17 protein-coding genes are annotated in these 23,927 nt (G+C 46.9%); 9 read left to right on the plus strand and 8 right to left on the minus strand.

Annotated features, from left to right (window positions below; all coding sequences use genetic code 11):
• The first annotated feature begins 391 nt into the window (after window positions 1-391).
• Genes T360_RS14305 through T360_RS0101305 form a run of 3 tightly spaced genes read left to right on the plus strand, consistent with a single transcriptional unit; the run spans window position 392 to window position 5,391 of the window.
• Window positions 392-2,173 carry a glycoside hydrolase family 43 protein gene (locus T360_RS14305; RefSeq protein WP_051523264.1) on the plus strand — a complete coding sequence of 594 codons (1,782 nt, stop codon included), beginning with the start codon at window positions 392-394 and terminating at the stop codon, window positions 2,171-2,173.
• A 4-nt stretch (window positions 2,174-2,177) separates the two neighbouring features.
• A complete protein-coding gene (locus T360_RS0101300; protein WP_028911186.1) occupies window positions 2,178-3,227 on the plus strand; it encodes a family 43 glycosylhydrolase in 1,050 nt (349 codons plus the stop codon).
• 34 nt (window positions 3,228-3,261) lie between these two features.
• On the plus strand, window positions 3,262-5,391 hold the full coding sequence (locus T360_RS0101305) for a glycoside hydrolase 43 family protein (RefSeq protein ID WP_051523265.1): 2,130 nt from the start codon (window positions 3,262-3,264) through the stop codon (window positions 5,389-5,391).
• 146 nt (window positions 5,392-5,537) lie between these two features.
• Here T360_RS0101305 and T360_RS0101310 read toward each other — a convergent pair whose 3' ends face one another.
• The 5 genes from T360_RS0101310 to T360_RS0101325 form a co-directional block, all read right to left on the minus strand.
• Window positions 5,538-6,014, minus strand: coding sequence for a DUF4625 domain-containing protein (locus tag T360_RS0101310; RefSeq protein ID WP_028911188.1), 477 nt, complete (start codon window positions 6,012-6,014; stop codon window positions 5,538-5,540).
• A gap of 10 nt (window positions 6,015-6,024) precedes the next feature.
• The gene (locus T360_RS0101315; RefSeq protein WP_028911189.1) at window positions 6,025-6,462 is read right to left on the minus strand and encodes a hypothetical protein; all 438 of its coding nucleotides are present in this window, start codon (window positions 6,460-6,462) and stop codon (window positions 6,025-6,027) included.
• A gap of 37 nt (window positions 6,463-6,499) precedes the next feature.
• Window positions 6,500-8,575 carry a TonB-dependent receptor gene (locus tag T360_RS14310; RefSeq protein ID WP_051523266.1) on the minus strand — a complete coding sequence of 692 codons (2,076 nt, stop codon included), beginning with the start codon at window positions 8,573-8,575 and terminating at the stop codon, window positions 6,500-6,502.
• 61 nt (window positions 8,576-8,636) lie between these two features.
• Window positions 8,637-8,981, minus strand: coding sequence for a hypothetical protein (locus tag T360_RS14315; RefSeq protein ID WP_036928435.1), 345 nt, complete (start codon window positions 8,979-8,981; stop codon window positions 8,637-8,639).
• Entirely contained in the window at window positions 8,981-9,778 is a 798-nt protein-coding gene (locus tag T360_RS0101325) for a hypothetical protein (protein ID WP_036928437.1), read from the minus strand. The genes T360_RS14315 and T360_RS0101325 overlap by 1 nt, the downstream gene beginning before the upstream one ends.
• A gap of 195 nt (window positions 9,779-9,973) precedes the next feature.
• Here T360_RS0101325 and T360_RS0101330 point away from each other — a divergent pair, with 195 nt between their 5' ends.
• The gene (locus T360_RS0101330) at window positions 9,974-10,999 is read left to right on the plus strand and encodes a glycosyl hydrolase 53 family protein (protein ID WP_231488016.1); all 1,026 of its coding nucleotides are present in this window, start codon (window positions 9,974-9,976) and stop codon (window positions 10,997-10,999) included.
• An 11-nt stretch (window positions 11,000-11,010) separates the two neighbouring features.
• Here the strand turns inward: T360_RS0101330 and T360_RS0101335 are convergent, their stop codons facing one another.
• Complete coding sequence (locus tag T360_RS0101335; protein WP_028911192.1) at window positions 11,011-12,531, minus strand: glycoside hydrolase family 30 protein; 1,521 nt, start codon at window positions 12,529-12,531, stop codon at window positions 11,011-11,013.
• A gap of 210 nt (window positions 12,532-12,741) precedes the next feature.
• Between T360_RS0101335 and T360_RS0101340 the strand changes: the two genes are divergently transcribed.
• The 5 genes from T360_RS0101340 (at window position 12,742) to T360_RS0101360 (ending at window position 21,823) form a co-directional block, all read left to right on the plus strand.
• Entirely contained in the window at window positions 12,742-15,768 is a 3,027-nt protein-coding gene (locus T360_RS0101340; RefSeq protein WP_028911193.1) for a TonB-dependent receptor, read from the plus strand.
• 19 nt (window positions 15,769-15,787) lie between these two features.
• Complete coding sequence (locus T360_RS0101345; RefSeq protein WP_028911194.1) at window positions 15,788-17,377, plus strand: RagB/SusD family nutrient uptake outer membrane protein; 1,590 nt, start codon at window positions 15,788-15,790, stop codon at window positions 17,375-17,377.
• Between the two features lie 67 nt (window positions 17,378-17,444).
• Window positions 17,445-18,515: a SusE domain-containing protein gene (locus tag T360_RS15590; RefSeq protein WP_051523267.1), complete on the plus strand. Its 1,071-nt coding sequence runs from the start codon at window positions 17,445-17,447 to the stop codon at window positions 18,513-18,515.
• Window positions 18,516-18,535: 20 nt separating this feature from the next.
• On the plus strand, window positions 18,536-19,909 hold the full coding sequence (locus T360_RS0101355) for a DUF5115 domain-containing protein (RefSeq protein ID WP_081772646.1): 1,374 nt from the start codon (window positions 18,536-18,538) through the stop codon (window positions 19,907-19,909).
• Window positions 19,910-20,035: 126 nt separating this feature from the next.
• Window positions 20,036-21,823: an alpha-amylase family glycosyl hydrolase gene (locus T360_RS0101360; RefSeq protein ID WP_028911196.1), complete on the plus strand. Its 1,788-nt coding sequence runs from the start codon at window positions 20,036-20,038 to the stop codon at window positions 21,821-21,823.
• A 4-nt stretch (window positions 21,824-21,827) separates the two neighbouring features.
• Here T360_RS0101360 and T360_RS0101365 read toward each other — a convergent pair whose 3' ends face one another.
• Together T360_RS0101365 and T360_RS0101370 are read right to left on the minus strand one after the other, a co-directional pair.
• Complete coding sequence (locus tag T360_RS0101365; protein ID WP_028911197.1) at window positions 21,828-22,622, minus strand: glycosyltransferase family 2 protein; 795 nt, start codon at window positions 22,620-22,622, stop codon at window positions 21,828-21,830.
• A complete protein-coding gene (locus T360_RS0101370) occupies window positions 22,619-23,881 on the minus strand; it encodes a glycosyltransferase family 4 protein (protein WP_028911198.1) in 1,263 nt (420 codons plus the stop codon). The genes T360_RS0101365 and T360_RS0101370 overlap by 4 nt, the downstream gene beginning before the upstream one ends.
• Window positions 23,882-23,927 lie beyond the last annotated feature (46 nt).

Consider the following 23,927-nt stretch of genomic DNA (forward strand, 5'->3'; position numbering starts at 1 on the left):
TGTAGGTAAGACCGTTTCACAGCGCTTCCGCAACTATACCAATGGTCCAAGCAACTGGAACAACTTCTGTGTAGTGCTGACTCGTGAGGATAACTCAGAGTATGCTGTGGTACGTGCCGACAACTATGGTTGGGGCGACAGCTATGGCGCATGCACACCAAGTGGTGGTCAGACCGATTGGGCTAGCTGGCTCTCAGCTATGGACGACGCACTGGTAACAGTATCTGTTAAGAACAATGGCGGTTCTGTGGATGTCAAGATTGTGATGGTGGGTAACGACGGTGTGACCTATAAGCAGGACTACCTCGGTATCAGTCCTACCGATGGCGACAATGTAAGAATGCGCATGACTATTGACGGATGTCACTTAGTATTTGAATAATTTAGATTGATGAAGAAGTATTTGTATATACTACTGTCTGCACTGGTTCCCATGGGTGCTATGGCGTACACGCTGAAACGTGTCAGCGTGCACGACCCAAGCATCGTGTGGGAGCCAGCGTCCCAGACGTATTACATTTTTGGATCACATCGTGCAGCTGCAAAGACTACCGACCTGATGAGTTGGACTAGTTTTACTGCCCCTTGGGCTACGGCTTCAAGTGGCGATGCTGCTAATAGCGTAGCTTTCACCACACCACAGGTCACTAAGATGAAAAAGGGTGGAGTTGAGTACGACTTCAACTTCAATGCTTTTAATTGGTCGAAGCGTGGTAATAATGGCTACACTGTTGATGGCAACATGTGGGCTCCTGATGTGATATGGAATAATACCATGAAGAAATGGTGCATGTACCTGAGTGTCAATGGTGACAATTGGTATTCGAGCATCATATTGCTGACGGCCGATAAAATACAAGGCCCTTATCGTTATCAAGCTCCTGTGGTGATGAGCGGTTTTCATACCGGTACAGCCTATAAGGACACAGATCTGGAGTTGGTCATCGGCACCCAGGCTTCTCTGCCCGGTCGATATGCTGTGGGGAATAAATGGGGTGATCGCTATCCCAATTGTATTGACCCCTGTGTGTTCTATGATGAGGACGGAAAACTATGGATGTCGTATGGTTCGTGGAGTGGTGGCATCTGGATGCTTGAACTTGACGAACAGACTGGGTTGCGCGATTATGACGTAGAGTATCCCCTGACGGGAGCTGGCAACGGTGTTACCGTTGATCCCTATTTTGGTAAGAAGATTGCCGGTGGCTTCTATGTTTCTGGTGAGGCTAGCTATATCGAGTATATCGGTGGCTACTACTATCTATTCGTAACCTATGGCGGTCTGGCTGCTGGTGGTAATCCTAAAGATTACAATAATGGTGGTTACCAGATGCGCGTGTTCCGTTCGGAAAAACCAGATGGACCTTATGTTGATTCGCGTGATAACGCAGCTATATTCCCATCCTATCTGTTGAACTTCGGTCCAAAAGAGAACGATAACAATCGTGGCGTGAATATCTTTGGCGCTTATACCTCATGGGGTAATCAGACTAAAGATAACTATGGTGAGCGCTCTCAGGGACATAACTCGATTATTGCTGCCGAAGACGGTCGTACCTATCTGGTTTATCATACCCGTTTTCAGAATTGGGGTGAGACTCATCAGGTGCGTGTGCATCAGGTGTTCCAGAGTAAGAACGGTTGGTTGGTTGTAGCTCCATTCGAATATACCGGCGAACAGGTGAAGAGTGCCGATATAGCAACCACACAGCAAATCGCTAATGATAAGATTGCAGGTAAATACAAATTGCTGATTCATAATTATAAGTTGGATCATACAAAGAAACAGGCTGCAGAACCTGTTGAGGTAGAATTCAATGCTGATGGCACTATTTCGGGCTCCGCTACAGGAACATGGAAAATAGAGGAGGGAACTTCTTATATCACGCTCAAAGTGTCGGGCACCTACTATCATGGTGTGCTGATTGAGCAGACGTTGGAGCCCTCTGACACCAAAGTTCCTGCCTTTACAGCAGTTGCTGCTACAACGGGCGTCACCGTATGGGGCTATCAGACTGAGGCTACAACAGGTATTGAGGATGTGAGATTTGGTGAAAACGTGCAGTATTCATCTTCCAATTCTCGGCTCTATGATTTGAATGGTCATCGAATTTATACTCCAAAACGCAAAGGAATCTATATCCAAAACGGAAAAAAATACATAGAAAGATAAGATCATGAGAAAAACTGTCATCTTCATGATGCTGTTGCTCCAGAATGCCTCTCTAATGGTTTACGGACAGCAGCATCCTAGACAACATATTCCTTTTGTAACAGACACCCCCATGGTGCACGACCCTGTGATGGCATACGAGGATAGTACTTATCATATCTTTGCTACAGGCATGGGAATACAGCATATGACGTCGGTCGATAGAAAGAACTGGACGGTTCATGCCGAACCAGTCATGTCGGTCATCCCTCAGTGGACACACGACTCTGTGCCTGGCTTTACTCATCATGTATGGGCTCCTGATATTATTCAGTATCGTGGTAAGTGGTGGATGGCATACAGCTGTTCAACATTCGGCAAGAACGGGTCGGCCATCGGTTTGCTTTCTGCTCGTAAGCTTGCCTTTGGTCTGTGGGATGATGAAGGTTGCATCGTTACTTCGCGTGAAGGGCGTGATAATTGGAATGCTATCGATCCCAACTTTGTTATCGACGACAACGATCAGCCTTGGATGGTATGGGGCTCTTTCTGGGATGGCATACAGTTGGCGCGTCTTGACACTACGATGCATATTGCAAAAGGTTGCAAACCGCAAACCATAGCACGTCGTTTTAATCTGGAAAGCAAGGCTGCAAAGAATACGCTGCCCATCAATCCCAATCCACCCAAGAACCCTACTTCCGACTACGCTGGTCCAAATGCTATCGAGGCACCTTTCATCCTTAAGCATGATGGTTGGTACTACCTTTTTGTATCTTGGGATTACTGCTGCCAAGGCAGTAAGAGTAATTATCGCGTAGCCGTAGGTCGCAGTAAGACGGTTGATGGTCCCTATTTGGATCGTAATGGTGTAGATATGCGTTACGGTGGTGGCAATATCTTCCTTGAGGGCGACAAGAAGCAGTTTGAGGCTGCAGGTCATTGTGCTGCCTATCATATGAATGGGCAAGATGTATTTATTTGTCACGGCTATAGCATAGCCCATCAGGGTGCTTCCATCCTGATTCAGCGTCCCATCTGTTGGACAAGTGACGGATGGCCAGAATTGAAGTAATGAACAGTAAAAAGAAAGAGTAAAGCGAGAAGTCATGAGCTACAATGTGAATGTAATAAATATAGTTAGAAAAAGAGTTTGGGTGTTAGTGATAAATGTGCTTCTCGCTTTTAATTATTCTACCATTCCAATTTCTGCTCAGTCGTGGACGGCTGATAATGGTAATGGCACATTTACCAATCCACTGTTCTATGATGAATTCTCCGACCCAGATATCCTGCGTGTAGGCGATGATTATTATTTGGCTGGTACCACCATGCATACGGTGCCTGGTCTGGTAATCCTGCATTCTAAAGATTTGGTGAATTGGGAAAATATATCATATTGTTTTGATCGTTTCGACTTCGATGACGATGCTTTCTCTCTGAAAAATCATCAGGAGATCTACGGTCAGGGGGTATGGGCACCAGCCATCCGCTATGCCAACGGTCAGTTCTATGTGTTTACCAACATCAATGGCAAGGGACTGCAGTGCTATACCTCAAAGGATATCCGTGGCCCGTGGAAGCATCATAACATGCAAGGCAATATCTATGATCTCTCCGTACTCTTCGACGATGATGGCAAGATTTATGCCATTCATAAGTACGGCGAGGTGCATTGTACCGAACTGAAACCCGATATGAGTGGTCCTGTTGAGGGCACCGACCGTGTGATTATACCCGAAGGTAATGCCATAGGTGAGGGGCATCATGTGTATAAGATTAATGGTATGTATTATATCATATCTACCGATTATCTGCCTAATGGTCGTACCCTTTGCAGTCGTTCGAAAAGCATCTGGGGACCTTATGAAACCGTTACCATCACTGCCGATGAAACGTTTGGCTACCATGCAGCCCCTCTTACACAGGTGCCTCATGGTGTAAAATACCGTATTGGCGAGGATGGTACCAAGTTTGGCATTCCTCAGGTAGATAAAGATGCTACTGCTTGTACAAATATTCATCAGGGGGGAATAGTGCAGGATCAGAGCGGTCAGTGGTGGGCGCTGTTGATGATGGACTTTCATAGTATCGGCCGCACCGTTTGCCTCTCGCCCATCACCTGGAAAGATGGCTGGCCTATGATTGGTCTTGAAGGTAATCTGGGTCGCGCTCCTCGCACCTGGTTCAAACCTAATATAGGTGTCAACACACAAGCACATGCCCCATATCTGCGTAGCGAGAATTTTAATGCCACTAAGCTGGGGCGAGTATGGCAGTGGAACCACAACCCCGATGGTACTAAGTGGAGTCTGAAAAAGGGCCGCCTGCGCCTGCAGTCGATGCCTGCCGAACAACTGATGTGGGCTCGCAACTCGCTCACACAGCGCGTTATCGGACCTTCATCCATTGCCACCGTCGAGCTCTTTGTCAAGGGCATGAAGGATGGTGATGTGGCAGGTCTTGGTAATATCAACGTGCCTTGCTCGTGGATTGGTATCGTAAAAGATGGCAGCACCCTTACACTCCGATGCTTCGAACAAGCCATCAACGATACGATAGATGTGGTTTTCGCTGGCGAAAAGCTCTATCTGCGCATGGTTGGCGATTACGATAACAATCAGGCACATTACGAATATTCGTTCGATGGCAATACTTATCAGCAGCTTGGCCGTGAGATGCCTCTCAGCTATCAGCTCATCTCGTTCCAAGGCTCACGGCATGCCCTCTTTGCTTTTAATCATAAGGGCCGACAGGGTGGTTATGCCGAGTTCGACAACTTTACGGTCGAAGAGCCACAGGCCAATCGTAGTCAGAATATCCCATATGACAGAGTTTTCCGCATCATCAATCTGGCTACAGGCAAGCCTGCCATCGCCCAGAAGCATGGTTTGCTTTATGATACCGAAAAGACCGACCAGAGCCCGCAGACGTGTTTCCGTATCATCGACAAAGGACAGGGAAAGGTTATTTTGCAGTGCGAAGATGGTCGCTACGTATGGTGTTCTGGCTATGGCATCTCGGGAGATGTGCGCCTGACTGCTGATGAATCGAAAGCCGAGGTCTTCCTCTGGCAGGACTATCTCAACCATGAGTTTATGCTTATGTCTATGCGTACCCATCGCTATGTTGGTAAGAGCCCCACCACGGGCAGTCCTTATTCTATGGACTATACTGGTGCCGATCCTGCCCGCCGTAACGGTGCTGTCTTCTGCTGGGAAGAAATATCGCGCTTCTGATAACGAGGCTTGCTGCTATAGCTGCAGTATCTTGTAAAACAAACTCCACTCTCTTGAATTACCTATGTATAAAGGTCTTTTCCAAGAGTAGTGGAGATTTTTTTATAGAAATGTGAGCTTAACCTCTTTGAGCGATTAGATAAGTGTTACTTTATCTTGATAGCTATGGCTTTGAGCTGTTGCCATCCGGCACGGTCGGTAAGGCGTATCATAAAATGATAGTCGCCTGTTTCAGCATCGGAAGGTATAGGAATGTCAATATGTGTAGTATATGTGCGTTGCCCGGCAGGAATGGTGAAGTCTTGATTGAATATCCATGCCTTGTCGCCTGCCTCTTTCTTCATGTCAAGTTCACAATCGACAGCTGAACCAGAGTGCGTGTGGTGATCGAAGTTGTTGTGTATCTCTATATTATATTGTCCTAACTCCACATCGTCGGTAAACACATACTGGACTGGAATGACATCGCCAGGATGATACTGCTGGCACTCTACGGGATTGGCAATAATCCCTTCCTCTGATATGATGGGCTGGTTCATATCCCTTGCATCATCGGCATCTGAACTGCTGCACGCACTAAGTGCGCACAGCAGTATAATAATTGAGGAAAAACTTTTTTTCATATTCATCTGTTTAATCGTGATCATGCTCCTCATCCTCGTCTTCCTCTTCAGTGATGTTTTTTGTGGCAGTTGTCGTCTGTCCTAGAGCATCAGAAACGGTAAGCTTCAACTGGTCGCCTACTACTACACCCTTGCCTTCGATGGGTACATGCACATGGAATCCATCCACATTGAGCACACCAATATACTTGCTGGATGTGACAGTGTATGGCACCTTGATGGTATTGCCTGTGGCATCGCAGATATTAATGGTGATAGAGGCAGTACGTCCCATGGCCACAATGTCGGCCTCAACACATAGTTCATCCCCCTCGATATTGGCTTCTTCTATCTCAATGACAGGAGCTTCTACCTTTGGGTCGTCATCGTCGTCGCAAGCCACGAAACCAAGAGAGAATACACATAAAAGAGCGATTACAAAGTTTGTATAAAATTTATTTGTTTTCATTGTTATGATCAATTTTGAAATGTGATTTGTAAATTATTTAAAACTCCACACCTACTTTTATTGACAGATTGCGTCCAGGTTCTGGCACGTCTATCAGGCGATAATAGCTGGTGTGATCGTAGTAGCGATGGTTAAGCAGATTGTCTGCATGCAGCGCTACATGAAGGGTTGCTCCTTTCAGCGGGAAGTATTTGCCTGCCGAGAGGTTTAGTGTCCAATAGCCATCTGTAGGCTTTTCGGGGGGTACAATCTCATTTTGGCGACCTACGATATGGGCATCCAGACCAATAAAGCCCTTGCCATGATACTCGAAGTTGTAGCTTCCTCTGATATCTACCGACCATGGTGTTGAGAAAGGAAGGGTATAGCCTTTTTTATCGCCCGACTTCTGGCGGGCATACAGATACTCGCCTTGAGTATTCAGTTCCCAGTGACTGTCTATATGCCAAGTCAGCTCGGCCTCTACACCATAGCGCAATACGCGAGCTTGGGTGTAGTGATACAACTGTAGTCCCTCTACATACTGAGCCGTTGGGCTTAGATAGATGTAATTAGGAAAATAGTTCAGATAAGGCTCTGCTTGTATTTCCAGATAATCATTACTCCAATTGACTGTGGCGTCTATCTGATATGACTTTTCTGGGTCTAGCCCGGTATTTCCTTTTTCATAGCGGAAGATATGATAGTTGATACCATCAGCTCCCAACTCCTTAGGAATAGGCACCCGGAAACTCTTGCCGATATTAGCCTTCAACAGCCATTGCCCAGCGGAATAGTTGACACCTGCCGACCAAGTGAAACTATTGAAATGGCGATGCAGATCTGCCGAACGCTGTTTGTATGTAGGTGTATTGTCAACAGGAGTCTGATACCAGTCGAAATAGCTTCGGATATGTGTCATGGCATGATCATAACGCAAGCCTGCATTCAGTATCAACCCTTCATCAAGGGTGATACGATCCATGATATAAGCACCAACACTGTTTGCGTCGAAATCAGGAATAATGAATCCCCAACCATTGCGAGTGTTGTGTTGTAACTCGCAATTAAGGCCTCCCTGCAGCGTGTGTGCATTGAGTTCGTGGCGCAGCATAAAGACAGCCGTGTAGGTATTCTTGTTGAAACGTCGCTCAAGTGAGTCGCTTGGCTTGGGCATATAGCCATGACTTACTGGTTCTGAAGCCTCCTCACGTACATTATTCTGATAAGCCAGACTCAGTTCTACATCAGTAGCATCTGTGCGCCATGTAGAGTGACTGGTCACCTTTAGGTGGTTTACCCACTGGTGTGGCAGATCGATATCACGACGATAACGATCATAATCTATATCCGAAAGGCGCACTTCCAGTCCATGGGCATTGGCAAAAAATCCGCTCTTTGAGTAACTGTCGGAAACGTGTAGGTCGGTGTGAAAATTATAACCGGCATACCCCAGAGTCAGACTTCCGTCATGCTCTTTTCCTGCGGTGTTACGCAGCCGCTGGTTTTTGAGATGTATCCAATAAGAGTAGTATTGGATGCTATCAGTGGGCACCTTATAATCGGCATAGTCGATGAATGTGGCATTAGCACGATAGAAGAATCTGCCAGTGCGCCCTTCGATACGAGCGGATAATCCCAACTGCTCGTTGTTGGTACGTCCGAAGAGTTGAACACTACCGCTAAACGATTTTGTTGGAATGTGATTGGTATAGAGACTGAGCACACCTCCAATGGCATCGCTGCCATAGAGTAGTGCGGCCGGGCCCTTGATGACCTCGGCACGGTCGATGGCAAACTGGTCTATCTCCAATCCATGATCGTCGCCCCATTGCTGACCTTCATGCTTGATTCCATCCACAGCTACTGCCAGTCGGTTGAATCCTAACCCGCGAATGACGGGCTTTGACTGGCCAGAGCCAATGGCCATCGCCTTCACACCAGGAATGCCTTCTAGTGTCTGCATCAGACTACCGGCAAAGTTCTGTTGGAGAAACTCGCGACTTACCAGTACGGCTGATTGCGACGACCGCATTTGATAGTTGCGGCGTTGCTGTCCGGTGACGGTGACGTTACTAAGCTTGATGGTCGTGTCTGCAGGCTCCACAGCACATAGCGTGGCAGCCAGTAACATTGATATCATACTTAATTATGTCTGCTTAAATTAAAAATGAGATTGTACCTATTTATATAATTTAAACAGCAGGAGGTGCACGAAGGGTTGTGATGCCACAAACACCAATGTAAACAATACTTTGATGATGGGCAATCTGGGTTTTACATGTTTTATCAAATAACACAATGGCGACAAACGCTGCCACAAGCATTGGCAATGTTAAGAATTGGCATAGCACACACTCATGGACCGACATCGTCTGTTGAGCGATATGACCATGACAATGGTGCTGGATGCACTCGTTGCATTCATCTCCAAATAATGTAGTGTTACTATGAACGTGAAGCGACGAGATCAGTACCATTGGCACAAATACTGCCAATAGCAACCACGAAGCCATATGTCTTTTTGTTTTCACGTCCATTATTCTTTCAGCGCCTTAATCTGTGCAGGGGTTAGCTTCCCAGAGTCAATAAACTCTTGTAGAATGTTGTTCAGATGATGTTTTTGCTCTTCAGTTATGGTGTAATCCCATGTCAAGGCTTCTTCGATGCTAACGCGTATGCCACCTTTGTTGTGACTGTTGTCTAAGCAATAGAGCGTTATTTCGGGATGCTCTTTCTGTAGATAGGCTATGCGCCCCTTGAATAGCGGGTAACAATACACGTAATAATAGTGACTCATGGCGCGGTTCGACCTGATAAGGCGGTTTATCATGTTTGTAAACCCCGTTTCAGGGTCGTTATGCACAAACACGATGCTGGCTTTAAAGCCTCGCTCCTGCACCATCTTGAGGCGCGATTCGAACGATGGAATACTGATGAAGGCGCCATCGTAAACTAAACCGGCACTATTAGCCAGAGCTTTCAGTTGGGGATTATTTCTTAAAGCTGTCGATTTTCCAGATGCTGTTGAACCCATCATAAAAAAGATGGTCTTGTTACCTTCTGCTTCGGCACGGTCAATCAGTCTGGCGAGTACCAGACTGTCTATCTGTCGGCTGGCCATGATATAATCGGTAACGTTCAGTCCATTGTATCCGATGCATTTCAATTCCTCGCGTATATTGTCGGGATCAAGAATGTTACCACTCTTCATCAGATAAACGGTTGCCAGTGAGTCGAGATGTTCGCCCACCCATTTATAAGCAGCATCGCCAGTAATAACCAGCTGTGCCGAGTCGGCTTTCTCGTTGGAATTACTAATATGGTTTGTTGCCAAAACTGCAGTCTGGCAGAGTAACAGCAAAGCTATAAGAATAGTTCTAACGATAACACACATAAGTTATACTTCTTTTTCCTGGCTGCAAAATTACAACATATTTTTAAAATAACGACAAATTACAATTATTTTTGTAGAAAAGCCTTGTTTTTTTATATAGAAAGTTGTATTTTTGCAAAGGATAAATGAACTAAAATGATGAAACTACTACTTGTATCGATGGTAATGGCACTTTTTTCGCAAGGTGCTTATGCCCAGAATGATTTTGTGAAAGGTGCCGATGTGGGATTTCTCACTGGTCAGGAAAAACATGGCGTGAAATTTCACGACCGTGATGGTAAAGAACGCGAATGTCTGGAGCTACTGAAGAACGACTACCAGATGAAGGCTATCCGCATGCGAGTGTGGGTAAACCCACGTGGCGGTATGAATGATAAGTACGAATTACTGGCTATGGCCAAACGTGCAAAAGCGCTCGGTTTGGACCTGATGGTTGACTTCCATTATAGTGATTCGTGGGCCGACCCAGCCAAACAGCCCATTCCTGAGGCATGGAAAAATCACAGCTACAAGCAGATGAAAAAAGACGTGCGTACACATACCATCGATGTGCTGTCGCTACTCAAGGCAAATGGCATTGAACCGCGATGGGTGCAAGTGGGTAATGAAACGGCAAATGGTCTGCTCTGGCCCATGGGGCAGATTGAACAGAATCCCAAACAGTATGCTGGCTTTATTCGTGCTGGCTACGATGCTGTGAAGAAGGTATTCCCACATGCCATCGTTATCGTTCATCTGGACCGTGGCCATCTGCAGAGTCTTTACGATTATAATCTGGATATCGTGAAGAAGTACGGTGGTAAGTTTGATATGATAGGCATGTCTCTCTATCCATACTGGGCTATGCAGGATCATCCCGAGCTTAATCCCGATGGTATTATTTCCGACTGTATGTCAAATATCCGTCATTGCAGTGATAAATATGGTTGTGACGTGATGATAGTAGAAACAGGTTTTGAGGTAGATGAGCAGCATCCTGAAAAAATGGAGGAAGGTCGCCGCCAACTGACTCGTGTTATTCGTGAGGCACGCAACGCAACTAATGGCCGTTGTCGTGGCGTGTTCTATTGGGAACCGCAATGCCTGCCAGGAGGCTATAAGCTCGGCGCCTTTAACAGTAACGCCGCGCCTACAGCCATCATGGAAGCATTTGTAGAATAAACATAAATAAATTATTCAGCCACAAAAGTGGTGATACTACGGGGAGGCAATGATTGCTTCCCTGTTGTTTTGCCCACGGGTTTCAGTGTTTCGCCGGATACATCCGAGGTGCGATACATCTGCCACTCGACAGACTGCTGGTTTGACAGGCGCAGACTGAAGTCCTGTGTCTGGTTGCTATAGTTGATAACAACAGCTACCCACTGGCCATTGCTGTTACGATAAGCAGAGCACATCACGCCGTAAGGATCGAAATTGGTAGATGAGCTAACCTCGTAGCGGGTAGCGCCTGGACGAACAAATCGGCTATAGTTGCCAAGCGCCCACATCAGTCGCGAATCTACAGCATAGCCGCTCTTCATGTGGTCGGCGGTATAAACACGAATCAGTCCGTCTTTATAATCCTCGCCAACAGAGCGCCACCAAGACCAGCTCTCGGCATCGGCAAACACCAGGTCGTGATGTATCACACGAGCCACGTAAAGAGCCGTCTTCATTGAAAAATCGTAGCCACCGCCACCACCTATCTCTTCGTCGTTGCCCATAATGCAAAGTTCTGTCTGCCAGAACTTCAGTCCGTATTTGGCAATGGTGTCGCGCAGTTGTTCGCGTATCTCTCGCATATAGGGTACAGGGGTGTTGGTCCAATAACTGTGCCCCACTATCTGGCGTGGTACATTAGGCAGATTGCCCAAATAGGTTTGGGTACTGTCTTTTGAGAAGAATGTACGTATCTGATAACCACGCTCCCAATTGGTCTGGTGGGTAGCCAGTAAACAGCGCAGGTCGCTCGACTCATCCATAATAATCTGAGTGCTCAGGTTTTGCTTCTTGAATGCCTTACTGGTTTCGCGAACGAGGCGGGCTATCTCGCGGTTGGTTGCAGGCGATCCTTCCTGTTTGGGGCCCAGCCAGTTCCAGTGCCCATCAGGCTCGTTAACCGGGCACAGATAATCGAAGTGGATACCATCGTGTGCCTCTATGCCCTTAACAGCAGTGGCCATAAAGCGTGCAAAATCGTCGTAACAGTCGTCCTTCAGGTTGATCGTGCCGCCACGGCCAGTGTTGGTGGCCAAACCATTTTGGGTGAAATAGACGGGCGCTGAATTAAGAAAAGCCAGGAAATAAGGTACGCCTCGCTGTTTGGCCATCTTCAGGAATTTGCGCTGTCCTGCCTGTTTTGTCCAATCGTAAGTGCCATCCTTGGTAAGGAAGCACTCTGTACGGGTGCCTGGCTGTATCTGTGAGTCTTCGCCCTGTTCGGCACTGCCCGCACCTAAGTTGAAACGCCAGATGGACAGACCGATTCCCTTGGGCTTACCTTGCACATCGTTTTCGAGTGAAAAGAGCCAATCTGCTATCTTTTCCTGCTCGGCTTGGTTCTCCCACTGACCGATAAACTGCATCGACCAGGCATCAGAGGCACCAAAATGCTGGATAGTCTGACGCTTTTGACTGACTTCAATCTTAAAGTCAGCTCCACAACATATCGTAGTGACAGTTGCTAATAATAATAGTAAGTAGTATCTCATCATGCCTGCAAAGATACAACTTTTTGGTGAATTACTCAAATGTTAATTGATGTGCAAACGTTTGCATTTCAAAAATAACATTTTTAAACATAAAAACGAATAACGTATCGAAAACTGCTTTATCTTTGCACCGATGAAACTGTAAATTCAAGCTCAGTAGTAGCTTAAAACGATATAACAATAACAAATTAACTCTAATTTAATGTAATGATGAAGCAGGTAAACATTCAAATTCCGTTTAGGATGCTTGGCCTTATTTTGGCCCTGTTCCTATCGGTAAGTGCCTTTGCTCAGATTGATGTAAAAGGCCATGTGAAAGATGCTACAGGCGAACCCATTATTGGCGCAACAGTACGCGTGGACGGCACTCAAGTCGCCACTGTTACTGATTTCGACGGTAACTTCGTTCTGAAGGCTAATCAGGGTGCAAACATTACCGTTAGCTATATTGGCTATCAGAGCCAGACGGTAAAGGCTGCTCCTACTTTGGTAATCACGCTCCAGGACGATGCTGCTGTACTGAATGAAGTAGTGGTAATCGGTTATGGTGCAGTGAAAAAGAGCGACCTGACAGGTTCGGTTACAGCTTTGAAGCCAGATACCAAAAATAAGGGTCTGGTTGTTAATGCACAGGAGATGATGCAAGGTAAGATTGCTGGTGTCAATGTAACCAGTGATGGTGGTACCCCTGGTGGTGGTTCTACCATTCGTATTCGTGGAGGTTCTTCTCTGAATGCATCAAACAGCCCACTTATTGTTATCGATGGTGTTCCTATGGACAACAATGGCGTGAAAGGTCTTGCTAACCCTCTCTCAATGGTTAATCCACAGGATATTGAGAGCTTCAACGTGCTGAAGGATGCTTCTGCAACAGCCATTTATGGTAGCCGTGGTTCTAATGGTGTTATCATCATCACCACTAAGAAGGGCCGCAAGGGTAGCGCACCTCAGGTTTCTTACTCAGGTAGTGTAACCCTGAGCGCAAAAAAGAAGACTGTTGACGTGCTGGATGGCAATCAGTATCGCGACCTGGTGAAAAAGGTTTATGCTGGTCACATGAGTGAGGATAAGATCCTGGCTGAACTTGGCACTGCCAATACCGACTGGCAGAAGGAGATTTATCGTACCGCTTGGAGCCACGACCACAATGTGACAGTGGCTGGTGCTGTGAAGAATCTGCCTTATCGAGTATCATTGGGCTACACCGATCAGCAGGGTATCTTGAAGACTTCTGACTTCAAGCGTTATACCGCTGCACTGAACTTGAACCCATCACTGCTTGATGATCACCTGACGCTGAACTTGAATGCTAAAGGCATGTGGGCTAAGTCGCAGTATGCTGATGGTGGTGCCATTGGTGCCGCTGTTTCTTTCGACCCCACTAAGCCTGTTCATGGTGGCAATAAGAACTTCGGTGGTTACTGGGAGTGGACAATGCCTGGTGGCTCGCTGAACGACCCAACATGGGATGTTACCACTAACCGCAATGCCACCAGTAACCCTGTGGCGCTGCTGGAACTGAAGGACGACCGTGCCATCAGCCGTTCGTTTATTGGTAATGCTGAGGCCGATTATAAAATTCATGGTTTTGAGGATTTGCGCCTTCACCTTACTTTAGGCGCCGATATTTCAGAGGGTAAGCAGTGGACTGATGTTGATAGCGCTTCACCAGCAGCTATCTACTACGGCTCACATGGTTGGGATAAGATTACCAAGCGTAACCTCACACTCTCTGCCTATGCACAGTACTATAAGGATTTTGCTAATATTCATCACTTCGATATCATGGGTGGTTACGAGTGGCAGCACTTCTGGCGCTCACAGCGTAACAACTATTGGGGACTTTATCCAAGCACCAACAGCGAGCATCCTGGTGAGAAGCACGATGAGTCAACCTATCGTTATAAGACAGAAAACTATCTGGTTTCTTTCTTCGGACGTATGAACTATATCCTGATGGATCGCTACTATATCACTGCTACACTGCGTGATGATGGTTCTTCACGATTCCAGGATCACTGGGCACTCTTCCCATCAGCTGCTTTTGCTTATAAGATGAGTGAGGAGACATTCTTCAAGAATATTAAGTGGCTCTCTGACCTGAAGCTCCGTCTCAGCTATGGTAAGACCGGACAGCAGGATGGTATCGGCGACTATAACTATTTCGCCATCTATGCCATGAATACTGGTGTTGGTAGCTACTACGATATCAGCGGTGATGGTACACTGGCTCGTCCAGATGCTTACGACCCAACATTGAAGTGGGAGACTACTGATACCTATAACGTAGGTCTCGACTTTGGATTCCTGAACCAGCGCTTCACTCTGAGCGTGGATGCTTACTATCGTAAGACCACCGACCTGCTGAACAGCGCTAACGTGGCTGCAGGTTCTAACTTCAAGAACACTGTGATGACCAACATCGGTTCGATGGAGAACAAAGGTATCGAGGTTACTATCGGTGCTAAACCTATCCAGACTAAGGATTGGTACTGGACCGTTGACTATAACCTGACTTACAACCACAATGAGATTACCGAACTGATTGGTGGCGATGATAAGAGTTATTTCGTACCAACAGGTGGTATCGGCGGTGGTACAGGTGTTACTGCCCAGGCCCACGCTGTAGGTCACCCTATGAGCTCGTTCTATGTTTACCAGCAGGTTTATGACAAGGCAGGTAAGCCTATCGAGGGTCAGGTGGTAGATCGCAATGGCGACGGACAGATTACAGAGTCTGACAAGTACTATTATAAGAGTCCAATGGCTCCTGTTACCATGGGTCTGAGCTCTCGTCTGGAGTATAAGAACTTCGACTTCGGCTTTACACTCCGTGCAAGCATTGGCAACTATGTATTCAATAACCTGATGTCGGGTAATGTGAACCTGAGTGCTGGTGAGCTCTACTCAAGCGGTAACAACTTCTTTGGCAACCGTCCTGTTGCAGCGCTCGATTACAACTGGCAGACCTATGATCTGGAGGCTAAACTTTCTGATCATTGGGTACAGAACGGCTCATTCCTCAAGTGCGATAACATCACACTGGGTTACAGCTTCCAGGATCTGTTCCCAATGGGTAGCTACAAGGGCGTGAGCGGTCGTATTTATGCTACTGCTTCGAATGTATTCACCATCACGAAGTATAAGGGCATCGACCCAGAAGTGTTCGGCGGTATCGATAATAATCTCTACCCCCGTCCTATCTCATTCATCCTTGGTTTGAATCTGAACTTCTAACATATTAAATAAGGTAACAATGAAAACATATATCAAAAATATCATTCCGGCGGCTGCCTTACTCGTTGCAGTAGGCTTTAGCTCCTGTACAAAGGACTTGGACGTTACACCTATCGATCCAAACCTGAATACAGACATCCAGCCGGAGGCACTTTTCAATAAGTGCTATGCCAATATTGCTGTAGCTGGAAACGGCGGTGCTAATGGCGATTGCGACGTTGACGGTATCGATGGTGGTACATCAGGTTATGTGCGCCAGATGTGGAATGCTCAGGAGCTGACAACCGATGAGGCTATCTGCGGATGGGGTGATGAGGGTATTGCCAACTTCTGCTATAATACTTATGATGCCAGTCATCCTATGCTGCGTGGCTACTACTATCGCTTGTACACAGGTATCTCATTTTGCAATCAGTATCTGCAGAAGTTCAGCGATTATAATGCAGCGATGACCGCCGAAGTACGTTTTGTGCGTGCACTGAACTACTTTAACCTGATGGATGGTTGGGGCAATGTACCTTTCGTAACTGCCATCTCTTCAGAGAAACCTGTTCAGTACTCACGTCAGGAGGTGTTCAACTTTGTTGAGAGTGAGCTTCTGGATATCGAAGGTAGCTTGAATGCTGCCCAGGCCAAGAAATCATCGGAGAGTGGATATGGTCGTGTAGACAAGGCTGCTGCTTGGTTGCTATTGGCCCGTTTGTACCTGAACGCTGAGGTTTATACCGGTACTGCTCAGTGGCAGAAGGCTGCCGACTATGCAAAAAAGGTGATGGACTCAAGCTATAAGCTCAACACCAAGGGTGTTAACGAGTGGAGTGCTTATCAGATGTTGTTTATGGGCGACAATGGTGAGACAGATGCCGCTTACGAGGCTGTATTCCCCATTCTGCAGGATGGTGTTCGCACCACTTCTTGGGGTACAACTCTGTTCCTGTTGGCTTCTACTCACGATGCTGATATGTCTGATAGCAATGGAACAACAGAGGCTTGGGGCGGTAACCGTGCTCGTCCTCAGCTCATCGAGAAGTTCTTCCCCAACCACGACGCACCAGAGGCTAGTCCTGCTGACGTAGCAGCTGCTGCTGGCGATGATCGTGCAATCTTCGACACCAATGGACGTACATTGGATAATGAGGATGTCAGCACATTCAAGAGTGGTTATGCCGTAGCTAAGTTCACCAATTTCACTTCTACAGGCGCATCTACCAAGAGTGGACAGTTCCCTGATGGCGATTTCTTCCTGATGCGCGTTGCTGAGGCTTATCTGACTTATGCTGAGGCACAGGCTCGCCTGAATGGTGGTGCTACAAATGCAGAGGCTGCAGCTGCTATCAACGCACTGCGCACTCGTGCCAATGCTGAGACCAAGGCCAACTACTCACTTAATGAGATTTGCGATGAGTGGTGCCGTGAGTTCTACTTCGAGGGGCGTCGCCGTATGGACCTCGTTCGCTTCGGCAAGTTCGGTGGTAGTAGCGATTATGTATGGCAATGGAAGGGCGGTGCCTTTAATGGCCGTAACTTCGATGCTTCGAAAAACATCTTTGCTATCCCAACAACGGATCTGACAGCTAATCCAAATTTGACTCAGAATCCTGGCTATTGATTAATTGAGAATGAATAATTCTTGCTTAGGCAAGCGTACTAAAGAAACGATTAGAAAATTGATAATTATGAAAACAATATTGAAGTCAACACTGCTGCTGCTTTGCAGCGTGGGCCTGTTCACCGCTTGTAGCGATGACAACGACTCCAACCCAACGCTGGGTCAGCCTACTACATTTGTGCTGAATACACCGGCTTATGCCAGCATGCCTGTCAACCTGGCTACATCTACAGAGTTGCCTTTCACATGGTCTTCGCCCGACTATGGATTCCCTGTCGAGGCTGAGTTTCAGCTGGAGGCATCTATCGATGGTAGTTTCACCGTTTCTACTGAGGAGGCTGAGGCTGATGAGAGTGGTAGCACCATTCCTAATTATGTGATTCTGCCTGCAAGCTTTACTGGTGGCAATGGCTCTATCGATGCCGCTAAACTGGCTAAAGCCGTTAATGCTATGGGTAACTGGGAGAAGGAAGCTGATATCCCAGATGACGTCACTCTCACGGTTCGCGCTTCGGCCATAACCAAGGGTGCTTCTAAGATCTATTCTAATACAGTTAATATCATAGTTGTTCCTACAGCTGATATCGCTCCTTCATTCCCAGAGTTCATCTATGAGATTGGTAACGAGAGTGGCTGGGGCACTGCTCATGCTTTGCGCAGTCCTAACCAGGATGGTATCTATAAGGGCTTCTACTGGCTCGATGGTGAGTTCAAGTTCAAACCAAACGAGGGTGACTGGAATGGTGACTGGGAGAACGACGGCGAAGGCAAGATTGCTGATATTAGCGGTGGTCCTAATATGCCAGGCGTTGATGCTGGATTCTATCTGATTACAGTCGATCTGAACGAGATGACCTATAGTGTTACACCTATCACCAATATCAGTATCATCGGTGGCTTCAATGATTGGGCTGGCGATGTAGAGATGACATGGAATGCCGACGGCTACTGGGAGGTAACAACAGGCGAGGTTTCTGGCGAGTATAAGTTCCGTGCAAACCACGACTGGGGTATCAACTGGGGTGGTACTGAGACCGAACTGACGCAGGATGGTGCAAACCTGAATAGCGATGGCGGTACTCACACCTACAAGCTCTATCTCTCTTACGAGGGCAAACATCATGTAGTTATCGAGTAATTTAATAACGACGTAGAATTATGAAAAAGATATTATCATTAATGGGTATGGCCTTGCTGATGGCAAGTTGTACCGATGATTATAAAGACTGGGCCAAGCCATTTAGCAACGCTCCTGAGGAGGCTTATAGCGTAAGCTTGAATGCCTCTCCTGCAAGTGCTATAGACTTTGCAACTGTTTCAGCCGACAAGGTTCAGATGTTTACTGCATCTGTTGCTGGTCCTGAGGAGGCTACCGTCAGCGCTTATGAGGTATATTTGCTCAACGAGGCTGGTGAACCAACAGAGGAAGTTGCTGTTGACCTGGATGGTTTTGCTGATACGAAAGAACTAGAGGCTGCTGTTTACAGCCTCTGGGGGCGTCGTCCTGTAGCACGTACTACCAATCTTCTGGTAGCTGCTGCCATTAATGTGAATGGTGCTTCGTTTGTGAAGACTGCCAACACCACTCTGACAGCCACACCAAACGCTCCAGTGATTGAGGAGGCTTACTATATCACAGGTTCAGTAAATAATTGGGATAACACTAATACCTCACTCGAGCTGACCAATGGCGGTGGTGATGTATATGAGAACCCTGTATTCACCGTGCTCATTCCTGCTACTGGTGCGAACATCGAGTTCAAGGTTACACCAAAGTCTGGTATCGGTGGCGACTGGTCTAAGTGTCTCACCGCATCCGATACTGAGGGTAAGTTTGCTACAGACAATGTTGGTGGCAATCTCTTTATCGAACATGTGGATGGCGCTAAGTTCTATCGTGTGCAGTTCAATATGCTCGACCAGACATGGAAATATGATGCTCTGAATTTCGGTGAGTATTTCTATGAGATTGGTAACGAGAGTGGTTGGGGAACAGCCCACGCACTCTATGGTCCTAGTGGCGATGGAAAGTATCTCGGCTACTATTATCTGGATGGCGAGTTCAAGTTTAAGCCCAACGAGGATAACTGGGATAATGACCTGGAGTATGTGAGCGGTGATAACTTGAGTGGAACACTGCAGTCTACGGGTGGACCAAACTGTCCAGACCCAGGTGCAGGTTTCTATCAGATTAATCTTGATGCAGGTGCATTGAGTTACAGCTTGACCAAGGTTGATGTCATCAGTATCATTGGCGACTTCAATGGTTGGGGTGCTGATGTAGATATGACCTACAACAAGGAGGAAGGCTGTTGGGAGGCTACCGCTGCTGTCAATGCTAATGGCTTCAAGTTCCGTATGAACCACGACTGGGCTATCAGCTGGGGTGGTGCTAATGGCGATGGTAAGAATTACAATAACCTGACCCAGGACAACGGTGCCAACATCATTGTTGATGCTGACGGTACTTATAAGTTCCAGCTCTATCTGAGTTGCGAAGGAAAGCACAAGGTTGTTATCACCAAACAATAAAGTAAAGTGATTGGTGCAACCGTTTGCACATTGTGACTTACAAAAATTGAGCCGCTTGGAGAATAACCAAGCGGCTTTTTTCATATCTTTGCAGCAAAAACAAGAATACAGATAACTAAAAGGCGTATGAGAAGACTTTACTCTACATTCATATTCTGCATTGTGGCAATGGCTGCGATGGCTCAGGGATGGCCCAAAGATTATAGCGGTGTGATGTTGCAAGGGTTCTACTGGGACTCTTATGCCGATACACAGTGGATACGTCTGGAGAAACAGGCTGACGACCTCGCGAAGGTGTTCGACCTGGTGTGGATTCCACAGAGTGGCTACTGTGGCGGACGATCGATGGGCTACGACGATCTGTACTGGTTTAACAACTATAATAGTTCTTTCGGTACAGAAGAGGAGTTACGCTCGATGATTGCAACGTTTAAAGAAAAAGGTATAGGCACCATTGCTGATGTGGTTGTCAACCACCGCCGTAATCTCTCATCGTGGACTGATTTTCCTGCGGAGACCTATAATGGCGTAACCTATCAGCTCACTTATAATGATATCTGCAGCAATGATGAGGCAGCAAAAAATTATCAGGTGGGTCCGAATAAGGATACAGGCGAAGGTTGGGATGGTATGCGCGACTTGGATCACAAGAGCGAGAATGTGCAGAACAATGTCAAGGCCTATCTCAAGTTCCTGCTCAACGATTTGGGCTATACCGGATTTCGCTATGACATGGTGAAAGGCTACAGTGCCGAATATACCAAGATGTATAATGAGGATAGTAAACCTCAGTTCTCTGTAGGTGAGTGCTGGGATAGCAGCAATACTATCAAAAATTGGATTGAAGGTACAGGCAAGACAAGTGCTGCTTTCGACTTCCAGTTCCGTTATACCGTAAGAAATGCTGCCAATAATGGTGATTGGACACAACTTGGTAAGCAGAATGAAGGTAACTGGCCATTGGTTAGCGCCAAGAATGAGAGTGGTAGCTATCGTCAGTATGCAGTGACCTTTGTGGAGAATCATGATACCGAGAAGCGTGCTGATGCAGATCAGGACCCTCTCAAAAAGGATACTTTAGCAGCTAATGCTTATCTGCTGGCCATGCCAGGTACACCTTGTGTGTTCCTCACTCATTGGAAAGCCTATAGACAGGAGATTGCCAACATGATAACTGTGCGTAAGGCTGTGGGAATTACCAACACCAGTGCTACTACGAATTTGGCATCGGCTAAGGGCTACTATGCTGCGCAGACAACTGGTACCAACGGCAAACTGCTTGCTGTGGTGGGAACCAATGCCGCTGATTACACGCCCAAAGGTAGTGAGTGGAAGAAAGTCATCAGCGGATACCATTATGTATATTATGTGAGCGATCTTGATCCAGCCACTATTGTTTATCCAGAAATAAATACCGTAGAAGAGAAAGATGGTGAATATGCAGGTGTACCAACCTTCTGTACAATGGAAGAGGGTGAGCGCTGTGCTTTCTTCGAGGCTCCTATCTCATGGGGCAGTCAAATATTTGTTTGGGCTTGGATAAACAATGGCAAGGGAGAGGATTACCTTGGTGCCAATTGGCCTGGCGTGAATGCAACAAAGATAGGCACAACAGATAATGGCAATAGCGTATGGAAGTGGACCGTAACAGCCACTACAAATCCTGACCTCATCATCTTCAGTGGTGCTGGCATTCAGACAGTAAATATGAAGTTTACCAACGGTGGCTACTATTTCGGCAATGAAGGCCTTAAAACTACTGTGACAGCTACGGCCATACGTCATATTGATCAGGATAATCCTAATGCTGCATATACCGTTTATGACCTTCAGGGGCGCAAGGTGGGCACATCAAGATCTTCACTGAACAAAGGAGTCTATATTGTCAATAAGAAAAAAATCATAGTAAGGTAGTTTGTTAGTATTTTAGTAGTGCGCGGACGGCAAACCAACAGTGCAGAAGCAAGGTCTGTACCCGTCCGTAATGATGCTCCATCACCCGATATCGCTCCATGAGTGATTCACGGTGGTGGAGTGTTGTTTGGCCCTCTTGGGTGTAATTGGCCACTACCATGTGCAGATTGAGCAGAGGTTCGTTTTCCTTGGCAGCAGCCTTCATCACACGTATGCACCAATCCACATCGGCAGAGTAGCGGTACTGCATGTCGTAAGGTGTGGCAATGGCAAAATCGGTGCGCGCATAAAAAGCCTGGTGGCACACGAGCATGCCTTGACGGAATGATTTCCAAGTAAGTTTTTCGGGTGGCGCCAATCGGCGGTGATGCAGGAAACGGCCCTCGCCATCTACAATGTCGGTGTCACCGTACAGCACTGCTGGTAGTTGGGTGGTGGATGTTGGTTGATGGGTGTTGGTGACTGCTTCGGCTATGCGGCGGACGGTGTCGGGGGCGGGGAGGAAATCGCCGGCGTTCAAGAAACAAACGTAGTCGCCATCTACGCCGCGTAAGCCTTTGTTCATGGCGTCGTAGATGCCCTTGTCGGGTTCGGAAGTCACCTTTACCTGATGCCCGTTTCCGGCTGCGTTCGACTGAGCGGTATAGTCATCTACAATCTTCAGCGTATCGTCGGTTGATGCACCATCGATGATTAAGTGTACTATTTCGGGATAATCCTGTTGCAGCACACTGTCAAGGGTGCGCTTCAGTACTTGGGCTGCGTTGTATGTGATAGTGACGTAGGTGATGCGTATCATAAGTGGTAGTGTTTAAAGGCCATGGCCTGCTGATAGATATCCAGGTACTTCAAAGCGACACTCTGTTGCGAATAGTTTTGCGCCACCTTATGGATGGCATGCTTGCTCAGTGCTTCATAGTCTGTTTCGTTCAGAATCCAATTGATTCCACGGCCCAGGTCCTCTGCATTTCGGTATTCTGCCACATAGCCATTTTTCTTATGGTCTATCTCCTCTGGTATGCCGCCAACTCTGAATCCCACGCAGGGTACACCACAGGCCATTGCTTCCATAATGGTGTTAGGCAGATTCTCTGATAGCGATGGCAGTACAAACACGTCAACTGCATTATACACGTCAACAATACGATGCTCATCGTTCACATAGCCCAGTGGGTATGAATCTAATGGCAATTGATTGACCACCTCTTCGGCATGCCCGCCCAGGATGACTACACCGGGCTGCTCATGATCTGTAGCCAGTTGTTTGCAAGCTTCTATCAGATAACTCATGCCCTTGTTCTCGTTGGTGACTCGTTGTGAAGCGAAGAGTATCAGTTTCTTGTTGGCAGGCAGACCTAATCGCTGGCGGGCTTCCTGTTGGTTTCCTTTCTTATATATATGTGTATCTATACAGTTAGGAATGCTGGTGATCTTTTGTCCATAGAGTAATGCACTTTTCTTGGCTTCTGATTCCAACCAACGGCTGCAGGCCACATAGTAGATGTTCTCATCTTTTATCATAGCCTTTTTTCGTTGCCATATCTTGTAAGCCAGATCATGGTTGGAACCATTGTTTGGCAACAGGTAGCAGTTATGACAGCCTGTTGTAAACTGTCGGCAATTGAGCGTCAGATGACAGATGGCTGTGGCTGGCCATATGTCGTGCATGGTCCATACCACAGGCTTGCCAGTCTGCAGAATCTTGTGGATATTGCCAAGTGAGAGCATACCCTGGTTAATCCAGTGCAGGTGGATGATGTCGGCCTCTTGAAATTCACGTAGCTGCGTGATGTCGCTGCCAGTATTTGCAATGTCAATCTCGAACAAGTGATGCTTGTTAAAGTGCAGATGACAAAACACTACAAACCGTTCCCAAAGGAAGTGCCAGTGTTTCATGGGTGATTTAGGCAATCCGACTACTGTCAGATTGTTGCTGCATTTGTCGCGTACCAGCATTTTTGCCTTTACACCACTATTGTTCAGGGCCTTCATCAAGCGGTTGGCAGCTACAGCTGCCCCACCTGTTCGCTCACTTGTATTTACTATAAGTACCTTCATTATGGTTGCAAAGATACGAATAAGTGAGAAGAAAACCAAATAATAT

Source organism: Prevotella sp. MA2016, from assembly GCF_000619825.1.
Classification (GTDB): Bacteria; Bacteroidota; Bacteroidia; order Bacteroidales; family Bacteroidaceae; genus Prevotella.

Coding starts and splice junctions, on each gene's coding strand:
- T360_RS14305 (WP_051523264.1), top strand. CDS start 392: ATGAAGAAGTATTTGTATATACTACTGTCTGCACTGGTTCCCATGGGT.
- T360_RS0101300 (WP_028911186.1), top strand. CDS start 2,178: ATGAGAAAAACTGTCATCTTCATGATGCTGTTGCTCCAGAATGCCTCT.
- T360_RS0101305 (WP_051523265.1), top strand. CDS start 3,262: ATGAGCTACAATGTGAATGTAATAAATATAGTTAGAAAAAGAGTTTGG.
- T360_RS0101310 (WP_028911188.1), bottom strand. CDS start 6,014: ATGAAAAAAAGTTTTTCCTCAATTATTATACTGCTGTGCGCACTTAGT.
- T360_RS0101315 (WP_028911189.1), bottom strand. CDS start 6,462: ATGAAAACAAATAAATTTTATACAAACTTTGTAATCGCTCTTTTATGT.
- T360_RS14310 (WP_051523266.1), bottom strand. CDS start 8,575: ATGTTACTGGCTGCCACGCTATGTGCTGTGGAGCCTGCAGACACGACC.
- T360_RS14315 (WP_036928435.1), bottom strand. CDS start 8,981: ATGGACGTGAAAACAAAAAGACATATGGCTTCGTGGTTGCTATTGGCA.
- T360_RS0101330 (WP_231488016.1), top strand. CDS start 9,974: ATGATGAAACTACTACTTGTATCGATGGTAATGGCACTTTTTTCGCAA.
- T360_RS0101335 (WP_028911192.1), bottom strand. CDS start 12,531: ATGAGATACTACTTACTATTATTATTAGCAACTGTCACTACGATATGT.
- T360_RS0101340 (WP_028911193.1), top strand. CDS start 12,742: ATGAAGCAGGTAAACATTCAAATTCCGTTTAGGATGCTTGGCCTTATT.
- T360_RS0101345 (WP_028911194.1), top strand. CDS start 15,788: ATGAAAACATATATCAAAAATATCATTCCGGCGGCTGCCTTACTCGTT.
- T360_RS15590 (WP_051523267.1), top strand. CDS start 17,445: ATGAAAACAATATTGAAGTCAACACTGCTGCTGCTTTGCAGCGTGGGC.
- T360_RS0101355 (WP_081772646.1), top strand. CDS start 18,536: ATGAAAAAGATATTATCATTAATGGGTATGGCCTTGCTGATGGCAAGT.
- T360_RS0101360 (WP_028911196.1), top strand. CDS start 20,036: ATGAGAAGACTTTACTCTACATTCATATTCTGCATTGTGGCAATGGCT.
- T360_RS0101365 (WP_028911197.1), bottom strand. CDS start 22,622: ATGATACGCATCACCTACGTCACTATCACATACAACGCAGCCCAAGTA.
- T360_RS0101370 (WP_028911198.1), bottom strand. CDS start 23,881: ATGAAGGTACTTATAGTAAATACAAGTGAGCGAACAGGTGGGGCAGCT.